The organism is Nocardia sp. CA-145437 (assembly GCF_050956485.1).
Taxonomy (GTDB): Bacteria; Actinomycetota; Actinomycetes; order Mycobacteriales; family Mycobacteriaceae; genus Nocardia.
Genome location: NZ_CP191204.1, coordinates 7,022,184 through 7,033,941, shown reverse-complemented (window position 1 = coordinate 7,033,941; position 11,758 = coordinate 7,022,184). Strand labels below are relative to the sequence as shown.

The following is an 11,758-nucleotide window of genomic DNA, read 5'->3' as shown; positions in this document are numbered from 1 at the left end:
AGCAATGCAGGTAACGACGACCGACCGGGACAGACTCGCGGCTCTGGTACGCGAACTCGCCGTCGTGCACGGGCGGGTGACCCTGTCCTCGGGCAAGGAAGCCGACTACTACGTGGACCTGCGCCGCGCCACCCTGCACCATGAGGCGGCCCCGCTCATCGGCAAGCTGCTGCGCGAGCTCGTGGCGGATTGGGACTTCGACGCGGTGGGCGGGCTCACCATGGGCGCCGACCCGGTGGCGGCCGCGGTCCTGCACGCGCCGGGCCGGCCGATCGACGCCTTCGTGGTGCGCAAGGCCGCCAAGACTCACGGCATGCAGCGCCAGATCGAGGGCCCCGACATCGTGGGCAAGCGGGTGCTGGTGGTCGAGGACACCACCACCACCGGTAACTCCCCGATCACCGCGGTGCGCGCGCTGCGCGAGGCGGGCGCGATCGTGGTCGGCGTGGCCACCGTGGTGGACCGCGAAACCGGCGCGGACGGCATCATCGCCGCCGAAGGTTTGGAATATCGATCGATTCTGGGCCTGAAAGACCTCGCGTTGGGGTAGGACTTATGCCCTGGTGCCAGGGCGTGTCCTTACTGGACGGTTAACAAGACTTGGCTCTGGGCTGAAACCTTGCTCTGGGTTAGCCTGTGTCCTGGTCTTACGTCCGACAACGGTGTCGACAATGATTGTGCGAAGGGTCGTGTGAGTCACCTGTGGTGAGCATTGCAATCAACAAGGGTCAGCAGAATATTGCGATGCTCGGCATCGGTGCCTACCGGCCCCAGCGCGTCGTCAGCAATGCCGAGGTGTGCGAGGTCCTCGACTCCACCCCGGAGTGGATCTTCGAGCGGACCGGCATTCACAACCGGCGCTGGATCTCCGGCGACGAGACGCTGCGCAGCATGGCGGTCGCCGCGGGCGAGCGGGCGCTGAAGAACACCGGCATCGACCGATCCAAGATCGGCGCCCTGATCCTGGCCTCCTCCAGCTGGCTCAAGCTGACCCCGCACGGTGCGCCGACCGTGGCCTCGGACCTGGGCATGAACGGCATCCCCGCCTTCGACCTGGTCTCCGGCTGCGGCGGCTTCGGCTACGGCCTCGGCGTGGCCGCCGACATGATCCGTTCCGGCTCGGCCGAGTACATCCTGCTCATCGGCGCCGAGACGATGACCGTCGGTCTCGACCCGACCGACCGCGGCACCGCCATGATCTTCGGTGACGGCGCGGGCGCGGTCGTGATCGGTCCCGCCGAGGAGAACGGCATCTCCCCGACCGTGTGGGGCTCCGACGGCGAGAACGCCGAGGCCATCGCGCAGGACGTGGACTTCCTGGAGTTCATGAACAAGGCGCAGCGGCTGCAGGGCACCGACCCGGCCGTGGAGTCCGTGGGCCGGATGTCGCTGCACATGGAGGGCCCCAAGGTCTTCCGCTGGGCCGCCGTCACCCTGCCGCGCGCGCTGTCCAGCGCGATCGAGCTGTCGGGCGTGGCCAAGGACGACATCGAGGTGTTCGTCCCGCACCAGGCCAACGCCCGCATCAATGAGCTCATGAAGAAGAACCTCGGCCTTCCCGACGATCTGCCGATGGCCAATGACATCGAGAACACCGGCAACACCTCCGCCGCCTCGATCCCGCTGGCCATCGAGGAGATGCTGGTGACCGGCAAGGCCAAGGGTGGTCAGCTGGCGCTGCTGCTCGGCTTCGGCGCGGGCCTGTCCTACGCCGGCCAGGTCGCGGTGCTGCCGCCCGCCCCGGCCGAGCCCAGCTTCTGATGGCGAGCCCGTTCCGTGCCGCCTTCGTCGGCGCGGCGGCGGTGACCGTCTACGGCGCGGTCACCGGTCGCGAGAAGCTGCAGTGGGTCGCGAAGCCGTTGCTGATGCCGCTGCTCGCCGCCGACGTGGCCGTGAACGGCAAGCGCCTGGATCCCGCCGACCGCACCGTGCTGCTCGGCTCACTGGCCGCGGCCACGGTCGGCGACGTGCTGCTCATCGAACCCGACGACGACCGCCGATTGATCGCGGGCGCTTCGTCTTTCGCGGTCATGCAGACCGGCTACTCGTGGCTGTGGTGGCGGCGCGGGGCCCGGCCCCGGCCCGCCATCGCGGGCCAGCGGCTGGGCGCCTGGCTGGGCGCGGCGACGCTCATGCGGTTCAAGGCCCCCACGGTGGCGGTGCCGCTCACCGTGTACGGCGCGACCCTGGGCACCGCGGCCACCCTGGCCTCGGATCCGGAACTCGCCCGCGACGCGAAGAACATTGCGGGCGTGAACGTTCCGAACGCCGATCCGCGCAGCCGATTGGGTCTGGGCGCACTGCTGTTCACCGTCTCGGACGGATTGATCGTGCTGCGCCGTATTTTCGCGCGCGGTGAGAAGTCGCGCCGGATCACCGAGGGTGTCATTCTCGGCACTTATGCCGCCGCGCAATATCTGCTCGCGGATCCGCGCGCGCATCGGTAGGCATATGGGCCGGTATATCGGTAACCGAATAGGTCACCGTATCCGTCACCCGGAATTCGATACGAAAGAACCCCATCCGGAAATCTCTGGATGGGGTTCTTCGTGTCTCCGGTGTCCGGGGGATCAGGGCAGGATCTGCGGAACGGAATTCGGGGCGATCGCGCCGACGAGCAGGCCGACCAGCGCGAGCTGCAGGCCCGGGCCGACCGCGCAGAGCGGGATCAGCGGAATTCCGATAATGGTGACGCCACAGATCACGGCGCCAGTCGCGGCCCCGATCACGAAGCCGAGGGCGGCGGCATTGGCCATCGGATCGTGGTTCTGGGCGTTCGGGATGCACGCTGAACTCAGATGGCGTGCAGAACGATTCGCGTTGCCAGAAAAAGCAACAGAACAAGTTCTAGCGGATCGCGGTCACGGAATCAAGTTCACTTCGCGTTCACTTCGCGGCGGCTGTGGCGGCCCGCAGTTCTCGGCCGGAAACGGATTCCCACCATTCGGTGTGGCCGAGAAAGTAATCGGTGTAGGCGATTTCGGCATTCTCGGGATTACCGCCCGGTACCACGCCGAGGAAGTAATCGATCTCGGAGAGTTCGTATTCGCAGTGCGCCAGGGGCAGCAGGGCGGGGAGGGCCCGGCGTTCGGCGGGCGTGAGGGGGCGGACCGATTCGTAGGCTTCGAGCAGGTCGCGGACCTGATCGAAGCGCACGTGCGCGGGGCCGCCCGCACGGATCGAAATCCAATCCACCGCAGCGCGTTCGATGGCGGTGGCCAGGTCGTGGACCGCGGTGGTGCGGTCGCACAGCCCGAAGTCGATGACCGAGGTGACAGCGTGGTCGCGCCACAGCAGGTTGGTGCCGTGCCAATCATTGTGCGTCCACAGCGGTTCCAGGTCGGCGAGCAGCGGGTACAGGCGCTCGCAGGCGGGGAGCTGGACGCGAGTCATGTCGGCGCGCCAATCGCGACCGGCCAGAAACGCGCCGAGCGCGGGGCGTCGGGCCGCGCGATGCGCCACGGCCGCAAGGGGATCGGCGGCGGAGAACAGGGTGAATCCCGCCTGGAGGGGCCGGGCCGGGCGGGCGGCGGCGTCGTATCCGGTGGCGGCCAGGTGCAGGTGGGCCAGCATGCGACCGGCCGCGGCGGCGTCGGCGAGTGAGCGGTACGGGGACCAGGAGAAGACGCCCGAGTAGGCGTCGTCGCCGGCGCCGAGTTCCTGCACCTCGTAGGCGAATTCGCCGATCTCGGCGGTACGCGGGACACTCGGCACCGGAATTCCGTGCGCGCGTAGGTGATCCATGAAGGAGTGTTCCTCGCCGAGCGCGGCGGCGTCGCGCAGCGCCCGGGGCAGGCGTTTGAGGATGACCTCGCGGTGGTCCGGCAGCCGGATCCGCGCGGTGGCCGAGAGTGGGCGCGGACTGCGCCAGGCGATCCGGGCGTCCGCGCCGAGCACGGCTTCCACCTCGGCGGCGGTGAGTGCGGGCCAATCGGGTTCGACCAGCGGGTCGAGCCCCATGCCGTAGACCCGGCCGTCGGTCATCCCCGGCGCAGCCGCACCAGGATCGCCGTCACGGCGGCGGCCGCCAGGAACGAGTACAGCGAGGCCGAGGCCCACCAGCCCGGATGGATGCCGAGGGTGTTCTGCGCCTTGGACCAGAAGTCGCTCCACCAGGTGATCGAACCGGGGTTGAAGAGCTGGTAGACGACGAATCCGATCGCCCACGGCAGCAGCATGAGCGGGCGGGTGGGGGCCTGCTCGGTGAGGTCCCAGCCGGTGCGGCCGCGGCCGAAGAAGTAGTCGACGACCAGGACCGCGCACAGCGGCACGAAGACCGACCCGATCAGGTACAGGAAGTTGGCGTAGTTGCCGAAGTCGCGGACGGGCAGCGCCAGCAGCGTCACGAGCGCGCCGACCAGGGTCGCCAGCAGCCGCCGATCCACCCGGGGCAGCAGGTTCTGGATGGACATGGCCGTCGAATAGATATTGGCGAAGGACTGATCCGATTCGCGCAGCACCAGCACCGCGAAGAACAGCCACCCGGCGGTGACGCCGAGGAAGGTGTCGAAGATGTGGTCGGCGCCGCCCGCCTGCAGGATCGCGAGGATGCCGAGCAGATAGCACCAGACCTGTGCGACCGAGTAGCCGATCACGGTGGCCCCGGCGGCGGTGCGGGCCGACCGCGAGTGCCGGGTGTAGTCGGCGGCCAGCGGCACGAAGGAGATGGAGACCGCGAGGGTGGCGTCGACGGCGGGCCAGAACCCGCTCCAACTGGTGTCGGTCGGCATCGGAACCGGTTGCCGCAGCAGCTGAATCGTGAAGTAGACCAGGGCGATAGCGACCGCCACCGAGACGTATTTGCGCAGCGCGCGCACCGCGGACAGCGGCCACACGGCCATCACGGTGGACAGCGCACCCGCGCCGACGATGACGATCCAGTGCGGCACCCGGTCATGGGTGAGCGCGGAGACGCCGAGCGTGATGACGGTGAGCTCGTACACGCCCCAGCCGATGCACTGCACGATGTTGGCGACCGTCGGCACGTACGACAGCCGGGTGCCGAACAGTCCGCGCAGCACCGCCATGGCCGGCGCGCCGGTGCGGGCGCCGATGGCGGCGGGACCGGCCACCATGGCCGCGCCGACCACGGTGCCGAGCACGGTGGCCAGCAGCGCTCCGGTCAGCGGCAGGTTCGCGCCGGCGGGGGTGAGCACGACCGCGGCGCCGCTGAACCCGATCAGGCTGACGCCGAGATTCAGCCAGAACGCCGCCTGATCGGTGAAGCCGAGGGTGCGCGGCGGCTCGGTGTCGAGTACCAGCGGCGCTTCCCGGCGGTCCGGTGTGTCGGCGATCGTCATGGTCAGGATGCTACGGCCCGGATCGGACGAATCCGGCAGACCGTCCCGGCGGGCGCACCCGGCTCGGCCGCGGTGCCACCCCGTGGGGGCGGTCCGATGAGCGCCGGGTCACCGGCCCTGCGGGACGCGGTTCACAGGCACAGGATGATGCGGTCGCGGTTGCGCGGATCGACGCGGATCGAAATCGTGCCGCCCACAGCGATTCTCGGCTTGACCACGGGTTCGACGTCGAACACGATGCTGCCGTAATAGGTTTCCGACCCCGGCACCACCAGCTCGAGGTCGAGTTCGGTGAGCTCGGTGCAGTGGTCGGTGCGCTGCAGCGGGTGCACGCCCTCGATGTTCGCCCAGCCTTCGAGACCGTGCCGCAGCAGCTTCCGGTCCGAGCGGGTGGGGCGCTGGGCGAGCAGCATGCCGAGTCCGAGGAAGGTTCCGTACAGGCCGACCAGTGTGACGACCTGGACCGGGATGGTTCCGGGCGGGGTGAGCGGGACCAGCCAGCCCAGCCAGAGGCCGAGTGCGACGAGATATGCCGCCGTCACTCCGAGCACCGTTCTGGCTATGCGCGCGTGGTCCATGACACCCTCCAACCACGGCCTCCGGGATTCCAGGATAGTCCCGAATTTTGTCCCGTGTGGACCGATCAGGCGAGGTCAGAGGGTATGCGCGGCAAATCGAGAGCTGTCCGGGATCACACCGAGACGCCGGAGGGGCGCAGCGCGGTGAGCGCGTCCAGGTCCAAGGGCAGGCCGATATCGTCGAGCTCCAGGGTCACCTGCCCGACATGCTCACCGGTCGGTATGTACCGGCCGTCCCGCAGGCGAAAGGTATACAGCCGCAACGCATCCTCGGTCTCCAACAGCCAGTAGTGCCCGATTCCGGCCGCCGCGTACTCCGCGAACTTCATCACCCGGTCCACCCGCCGTGACCCCGGCGCCACGATCTCGATGGCCGCCAGCACATCCGGGGGCCGCACCCGGGTGGCATGCTCGGCTCCGGCCGCCCCGCCGACGATCAGCACGTCCGGCACCCGCACCGTCGGCGGTGTGCCCTCGTCGATCAGCAGTTCGATGCGCGCCATGGCGGCCATGCGCCGCGGCAGCGCCCGCTCGAGCTGAGCTGCCAAGCGCCACACCGCGAGTTGATGCCGTGGCGGTTGCGGCGCCACGACCAGCACGCCGTCCACCAGCTCCCGGCAGTGCCGGTTGTTCTCGGGGAGCAGCGACCACTCCGCGATGGACAGCAGGTGATTCGGCCAGTATTCAACCGATTTCAGCAATTCCGCGGAACTCGACCGAGTCATGATTCAAGTCTTCCACGCCCGGCAACCGCGCAGCGATGTTTCAAACCTTCGACCACGGAAGCGCCCGCACCCGTTGTGGCGCAGCACCACCTAGGCTTGCGCACATGACCTACGACGCGCCCCCGCCGGGCTGGGATCCGCAGTCCCAGGGCCAGCAACCGGGCTACTACCAGCAGCCCGGATACAACCCCGGCTATCAGCCGCCCGTCCCCGGCTACTACCCGCCGGGCTATTACGGCGCGCCCGCCCCGGACCACCCGCAGGCCGTGGTGGTGCTGATCCTCGGCGTGATGAGCCTGGTGTTCTGCCAGCTGCTGGGTCCGGTGGCCTGGATCATGGGCGGCAAGGCCCGCCGCGAGATCCGAGACTCCCACGGCGCCATCGGCGGCGCCGGGATGGTGACGGCGGGCTGGATCTGCGGGATCGTCGCCACCGCGCTGATGGCGATGGTGATCCTGTTCGTCGTGTTCGCGATCATCGTCGGTGGGGTCGGGGCGTCCCAGTACTGATTCGCCCGGCAACTACCATCGCCGGGTGAGTTCCACCCCGATCGCCGACGAATCCGGCGCCCCTGGCCAGGCCGACGCGGCGGCCCCCGGTCCGACCGAGTGGGGCGAGCATCCGCACGGCGTCGGACCGTGGCGGGACGAGTTCGGCACCGAGCCGCCCGCCGATCCGCGACTGGATCCGGAGCTGCTCGCGCACGGCGACCGCCGCAATGTGGTGGACGCGTACCGGTATTGGCGGCGCGAGGCGATCGTCGCCGACATCGACAGCCGAAGGCATACGCTGCACGTGGCCATCGAGAACTTCGGCCACGACGCCAATATCGGCACCGTGGTGCGCACCGCCAACGCCTTCGCCGCGGCGGCCGTGCACATTGTCGGGCGTAAGCGCTGGAATCGGCGCGGCGCCATGGTCACCGACCGCTACCAGCACATTCACCATCACCACGACACCGCCGAGCTGCTCGCCTTCGCGGCGGCGGCCGGGCTGACCGTGGTCGCGGTCGACAATGTGCCCGGCGCGGTGCCGCTGGAAACGGTGGAGCTGCCGCGGGATTGCCTGCTGTTGTTCGGTCAGGAGGGGCCCGGGGTGACCGAGGCCGCGAAAGCGGGCGCGTTGCTGACCGTTTCGATCGCGCAGTTCGGTTCCACCCGCAGCATCAATGCCGGGGTGGCCGCGGGCATCGCCATGCACGCCTGGATCCGGCAGCACGCGGACCTCGCTCAGGCGTGGTGAGGCGTACGACTCTCGGTAACAAATAAGCCACGAACCCTGTTGTCCGATTGGCATTATTAGTCCCATGACATCGCGGACCGGACGCAATATCGAGCCGACGGCTGCCCTCTGGTCGCAGCGGGCCGATCTCGCCGAATCCGCGATTCTGTCCCGTCACCTGCGCAAACTCTGGGGCTGCCCGGGCACGCAGCTCGGGGTGGTGGGCTGGCCCGCCACCAAACGCGAGCGCACCTTCGCGTTCTGGCACTACTGGTGGCAGGCCCACCTGATCGACTGTGCGGTCGACGCCGCCAATCGCGCGCCGACCCCCGCGCGGCAGCGTCGGCTGTGGTCCATCGCGCACGGCATGCGGCTGCGCAATATCACCGGCTGGACCAACAACTACTACGACGACATGGCCTGGCTGACCATCTCGCTGGAACGGGCCGAGCGCACCCAGGGCGTCGAAGAGGTCCGGGGGGCGCTGCTGATCCTGGAGAAGACGCTGGTCAACGGGTTCGAGCCGGAGTTCGGCGCGGTGCCGTGGCGGAAGGGCTCGGATTTCTACAACGCCCCCGCCAACGGACCGGTCGGGATTGCCATGGCGCGGCTGGGCCGCTACACCCGCGCCCAGGAACTGGCCGACTTCCTCGACGCGAACCTGCGCGACCAGGAGACCGGTCTCATCTTCGACGGCATCCACCTACCGTCCGGCGAGGTGGAGAAGCCCGTCTACAGCTACTGCCAGGGTGTCGTCCTCGGGCTCGAGACCGAACTCGCGGTGCACACCGGCGAACCCCGGCACGCCGACCGCGCGGTCCGGCTGATCGACGCCATCGACGAGCACCTGACCGAGAACGGCGTCGTGGTCGGTGACGGCGGCGGTGACGGCGGCTTGTTCAACGGCATCCTCATTCGCTACCTCGCGCTGGGCGCGCTCATGCTGCCCGGCGACGAACCCGACCGGGTGACCGCCCGCCGCAAGGCCGCCGCCATCGTGCGCGCCTGCGCGACCGCGGCCTGGGAGCACCGACTCGATGTCGAGGGCGAACCGCTGTTCGGCGCGGACTGGCGCCAGCCCGCCCGGCTGCCCGGCATCGCGGGCGCCGGCGGCTTCGAGGGCGGATCGGTGAGCGCCTCCCAGAGCCCGGAACGCGATCTGTCGGTACAGCTCTCGGGCTGGAAACTGATGGAGGCCGCGCACACGGTCACGGCCGCGGGACTCTAGCGGCGGATCACGCCAGGATCAGCCGTGGTGCTGCCGGGGGAGCGGAACGGTCGCCGGATCGTCGATGTCGACGTCGAAATCCTCGGCGGGCCGCGCCATTTCGGCCCGGTACTGCCGTACGCCGATCACGGTTCCCAGGATCAACCCGACGACCAGGGTCCCGATGACCGCGGGCATCAGCCAGGAGATGTCCTCGATGAAGCTGCCCGCGTAATAGCTGGCCAGCAGGATCACCGGCGCCCAGATCACCGCCCCGATCGACGAGGCGATGGTGTACTTGCGGTGATCCATCCCCGCCGCGCCCGCGACCAGCGGGCACAGCGTGCGCACCCACGGAATCCAGCGGGCCACCAGCACCGCCAGGAATCCGTGCTTGTGCAGCAGTTCCGAGACCCGCGCCAGATTGCGGGTGTTGATGTACTTGCCGTTCTTGCGCGCGACCAGGTGATGCCCGGTGCGCTGCCCGAACACGTATCCCACCTGATTGCCCGCGATCGCGGCGATCATGGTGCCCACCGACAGCGCCCACACGTGGCCCTCGCCATTGACCTGGGAGGCCAGCACCACGCCCGCGGTGATGAGCATGGAGTCGCCGGGCAGGAACAGCCCGATGATGAGTGCGCACTCCAGGAATACGAACGTGAGGACGATGGTCCACACGAGCACCGGTCCGGCCGTCTCGAGCGGTCCGAACCCGCCGGAGGCGAGGGTCGTCGTTAGCGGGGTGGTCGTCGGCACCGAATGGCTCAGCGGGTCGACTCGTTCGACGAGGTGGCGAGCTCGGCCTGCTCCGGGTGCTGACCGCGGTGCAGCAGATTCTTACCGACCGCGATGATGCCCGGGAGAATGGACACGAACACGATCAGCAGGAAGATCGCCTCGACGTTCTTGCGAATGAATTCGACATTGCCCAGGAAGTACCCGAGCACGGTGACGCCGCCGCCCCACAGGACCGCGCCGATGATGTCGACGGTCGCGAACTTGCGGTAGTCCATCTTCGAGACACCGGCCAGCACCGGCATGAAGGTGCGCACGATGGGCACGAAGCGGGCCAGGATGATGGTCTTGGGGCCGTGCTTCTCGAAGAAAGCGTGCGTCTCGGTGATGTAGCGCTGCTTGAAGAAGCGAGTGTCCTCCTTCTTGAACAGCGCCGGGCCGATGGTCCGCCCGATCCAGTAGCCGCTCTGGTCACCCAGCCAGGCCACGAACGCGGTGGCCGGTACCAGCCACCAGATGTTCATGCCGGCCGGCGGGTGCGCCTGGGCCGCCAGCAGACCGCCAGTGAACAGCAGCGAGTCGCCGGGGAGGATGGGGAACAGCAGGCCGGTCTCGATGAAGACGATGGCCAAGATCGCCGGGAGCACCGCGTGGGACAACCACGTCTCCGTGAGGAGGTGCATAGGGTCCAAGATCGCGGGCAGCGCGGCGTTGGTCGTCACGGCATCGGATACGGCCAGCAAGGTCACGGCCACCACAGTACCGGTACCCCGGACATCACACCGAACGTCGAAGCAACCTCACAAAGTTGTCGAGTATCCGAGGCCCCGGGCCGTGGAAAAAGCCGCTCCCCTATGGTGTGGGCTGACAGAATTTTGTTGTATCGCAGCACACACCCCACGGAGGTCCACGTGCCCATCGCGACTCCGGAGATCTACGCCGAGATGATTGCTCGGGCCAAGCAGAACTCCTTCGCGTTCCCCGCCATCAACTGCACGTCCTCGGAGACGATCAACGCGGCCATCAAGGGCTTCGCGGACGCCGGTTCCGACGGCATCATCCAGTTCTCCACCGGTGGTGCGGAATTCGGTTCCGGCCTGGGCGTGAAGGACATGGTCACCGGCGCGGTCGCGCTCGCGGAGTTCGCGAACGTGGTGGCCGCCAAGTACGACGTCACCATCGCGCTGCACACCGACCACTGCCCGAAGGACAAGCTGGACACCTTCGTGCGCCCGCTGCTGGCCATCTCGGCCGAGCGCGTGAAGAACGGCCTGAACCCGCTGTTCCAGTCGCACATGTGGGACGGTTCCGCGATCCCGATCGACGAGAACCTCGAGATCGCCAAGGAACTGCTGAAGCAGGCGCACGCCGCCAACATCATCCTCGAGGTCGAGATCGGCGTCGTCGGCGGTGAAGAGGACGGTGTCGAGGCCGAGATCAACGAGAAGCTCTACACCTCGTCCGAGGACTTCGAGAAGACCATCGACGCGCTCGGCGCCGGCGAGAACGGCCAGTACCTGCTGGCCGCCACCTTCGGCAACGTGCACGGCGTCTACAAGCCGGGCAATGTGGTGCTCAAGCCCGAGGTGCTGGCCGAGGGCCAGCGCGTGGCCGCCGCCAAGCTGGGCCTGGGCGCGGACGCGCAGCCCTTCGACTTCGTCTTCCACGGCGGTTCGGGCTCGCTGAAGTCGGAGATCGAGGACTCGCTGCGCTTCGGTGTGGTGAAGATGAACGTCGACACCGACACCCAGTACGCCTTCACCCGTCCGGTCGCCGGCCACATGTTCGGCAACTACGACGGCGTCCTGAAGATCGACGGCGAGGTCGGCAACAAGAAGGTCTACGACCCGCGCAGCTACCTCAAGAAGGCCGAGACCTCGATGGCCGCGCGCGTGGTCGAGGCCTGCAACGACCTGAACTCGGCGGGACGCTCGATCAGCGCCAAGTAAGCTCAACGCTCGGGATTCCGCGCAGCGCAGCGGAATCCCG

At 68.3% G+C, this 11,758-nt stretch carries 14 protein-coding genes; 7 read left to right on the top strand and 7 right to left on the bottom strand.

Annotation, left to right across the window (positions count from 1 at the left end; all coding sequences use genetic code 11):
• Positions 1-4: 4 nt before the first annotated feature.
• From pyrE to ACQPYY_RS32590, 3 genes are all read left to right on the top strand, one after another.
• Complete coding sequence (gene pyrE, locus ACQPYY_RS32600) at positions 5-550, top strand: orotate phosphoribosyltransferase (RefSeq protein WP_357284893.1); 546 nt, start codon at positions 5-7, stop codon at positions 548-550.
• A gap of 152 nt (positions 551-702) precedes the next feature.
• Positions 703-1,761 (top strand): beta-ketoacyl-ACP synthase 3, encoded by a 1,059-nt coding sequence (locus tag ACQPYY_RS32595; protein WP_357284890.1) that lies wholly within the window; start codon positions 703-705, stop codon positions 1,759-1,761.
• The gene (locus tag ACQPYY_RS32590) at positions 1,761-2,447 is read left to right on the top strand and encodes a lysoplasmalogenase (protein WP_433592119.1); all 687 of its coding nucleotides are present in this window, start codon (positions 1,761-1,763) and stop codon (positions 2,445-2,447) included. The genes ACQPYY_RS32595 and ACQPYY_RS32590 overlap by 1 nt, the downstream gene beginning before the upstream one ends.
• Before the next feature lie 123 nt (positions 2,448-2,570).
• Here ACQPYY_RS32590 and ACQPYY_RS32585 read toward each other — a convergent pair whose 3' ends face one another.
• From ACQPYY_RS32585 to ACQPYY_RS32565, 5 genes are all read right to left on the bottom strand, one after another.
• Complete coding sequence (locus ACQPYY_RS32585) at positions 2,571-2,756, bottom strand: hypothetical protein (RefSeq protein WP_433592118.1); 186 nt, start codon at positions 2,754-2,756, stop codon at positions 2,571-2,573.
• Positions 2,757-2,886: 130 nt separating this feature from the next.
• Positions 2,887-3,984: a phosphotransferase enzyme family protein gene (locus tag ACQPYY_RS32580; RefSeq protein ID WP_433592117.1), complete on the bottom strand. Its 1,098-nt coding sequence runs from the start codon at positions 3,982-3,984 to the stop codon at positions 2,887-2,889.
• On the bottom strand, positions 3,981-5,300 hold the full coding sequence (locus ACQPYY_RS32575) for a purine-cytosine permease family protein (protein WP_433592116.1): 1,320 nt from the start codon (positions 5,298-5,300) through the stop codon (positions 3,981-3,983). Before ACQPYY_RS32575 ends, ACQPYY_RS32580 begins: the two co-directional genes overlap by 4 nt.
• Before the next feature lie 131 nt (positions 5,301-5,431).
• Positions 5,432-5,878 (bottom strand): hypothetical protein, encoded by a 447-nt coding sequence (locus ACQPYY_RS32570; RefSeq protein WP_357284876.1) that lies wholly within the window; start codon positions 5,876-5,878, stop codon positions 5,432-5,434.
• 113 nt (positions 5,879-5,991) lie between these two features.
• Positions 5,992-6,603 carry a Uma2 family endonuclease gene (locus ACQPYY_RS32565; protein WP_379102453.1) on the bottom strand — a complete coding sequence of 204 codons (612 nt, stop codon included), beginning with the start codon at positions 6,601-6,603 and terminating at the stop codon, positions 5,992-5,994.
• Positions 6,604-6,707: 104 nt separating this feature from the next.
• Here ACQPYY_RS32565 and ACQPYY_RS32560 point away from each other — a divergent pair, with 104 nt between their 5' ends.
• The 3 genes from ACQPYY_RS32560 (at position 6,708) to ACQPYY_RS32550 (ending at position 9,052) form a co-directional block, all read left to right on the top strand.
• Positions 6,708-7,112 (top strand): DUF4190 domain-containing protein, encoded by a 405-nt coding sequence (locus tag ACQPYY_RS32560; protein ID WP_433592115.1) that lies wholly within the window; start codon positions 6,708-6,710, stop codon positions 7,110-7,112.
• Positions 7,113-7,137: 25 nt separating this feature from the next.
• Positions 7,138-7,845: a TrmH family RNA methyltransferase gene (locus ACQPYY_RS32555; protein WP_433592114.1), complete on the top strand. Its 708-nt coding sequence runs from the start codon at positions 7,138-7,140 to the stop codon at positions 7,843-7,845.
• 64 nt (positions 7,846-7,909) lie between these two features.
• Positions 7,910-9,052 carry a glycoside hydrolase family 76 protein gene (locus ACQPYY_RS32550; RefSeq protein WP_433592113.1) on the top strand — a complete coding sequence of 381 codons (1,143 nt, stop codon included), beginning with the start codon at positions 7,910-7,912 and terminating at the stop codon, positions 9,050-9,052.
• 18 nt (positions 9,053-9,070) lie between these two features.
• Here ACQPYY_RS32550 and ACQPYY_RS32545 read toward each other — a convergent pair whose 3' ends face one another.
• Together ACQPYY_RS32545 and ACQPYY_RS32540 are read right to left on the bottom strand one after the other, a co-directional pair.
• Positions 9,071-9,790 (bottom strand): DedA family protein, encoded by a 720-nt coding sequence (locus ACQPYY_RS32545; RefSeq protein WP_379102444.1) that lies wholly within the window; start codon positions 9,788-9,790, stop codon positions 9,071-9,073.
• A gap of 8 nt (positions 9,791-9,798) precedes the next feature.
• Positions 9,799-10,452 carry a DedA family protein gene (locus tag ACQPYY_RS32540; protein WP_379103686.1) on the bottom strand — a complete coding sequence of 218 codons (654 nt, stop codon included), beginning with the start codon at positions 10,450-10,452 and terminating at the stop codon, positions 9,799-9,801.
• Between the two features lie 228 nt (positions 10,453-10,680).
• On the opposite strand from ACQPYY_RS32540, the gene fbaA reads away from it, so the two are divergent.
• Entirely contained in the window at positions 10,681-11,718 is a 1,038-nt protein-coding gene (fbaA, locus tag ACQPYY_RS32535) for a class II fructose-bisphosphate aldolase (RefSeq protein ID WP_379102442.1), read from the top strand.
• Positions 11,719-11,758 lie beyond the last annotated feature (40 nt).

Excerpts from the sequence above, each read along its gene's own strand:
- pyrE (WP_357284893.1), top strand. The coding sequence starts at position 5 with ATGCAGGTAACGACGACCGACCGGGACAGACTCGCGGCTCTGGTACGC.
- ACQPYY_RS32590 (WP_433592119.1), top strand. The coding sequence starts at position 1,761 with ATGGCGAGCCCGTTCCGTGCCGCCTTCGTCGGCGCGGCGGCGGTGACC.
- ACQPYY_RS32585 (WP_433592118.1), bottom strand. The coding sequence starts at position 2,756 with ATGGCCAATGCCGCCGCCCTCGGCTTCGTGATCGGGGCCGCGACTGGC.
- ACQPYY_RS32580 (WP_433592117.1), bottom strand. The coding sequence starts at position 3,984 with ATGACCGACGGCCGGGTCTACGGCATGGGGCTCGACCCGCTGGTCGAA.
- ACQPYY_RS32575 (WP_433592116.1), bottom strand. The coding sequence starts at position 5,300 with ATGACGATCGCCGACACACCGGACCGCCGGGAAGCGCCGCTGGTACTC.
- ACQPYY_RS32570 (WP_357284876.1), bottom strand. The coding sequence starts at position 5,878 with ATGGACCACGCGCGCATAGCCAGAACGGTGCTCGGAGTGACGGCGGCA.
- ACQPYY_RS32565 (WP_379102453.1), bottom strand. The coding sequence starts at position 6,603 with ATGACTCGGTCGAGTTCCGCGGAATTGCTGAAATCGGTTGAATACTGG.
- ACQPYY_RS32560 (WP_433592115.1), top strand. The coding sequence starts at position 6,708 with ATGACCTACGACGCGCCCCCGCCGGGCTGGGATCCGCAGTCCCAGGGC.
- ACQPYY_RS32550 (WP_433592113.1), top strand. The coding sequence starts at position 7,910 with ATGACATCGCGGACCGGACGCAATATCGAGCCGACGGCTGCCCTCTGG.
- ACQPYY_RS32540 (WP_379103686.1), bottom strand. The coding sequence starts at position 10,452 with ATGCACCTCCTCACGGAGACGTGGTTGTCCCACGCGGTGCTCCCGGCG.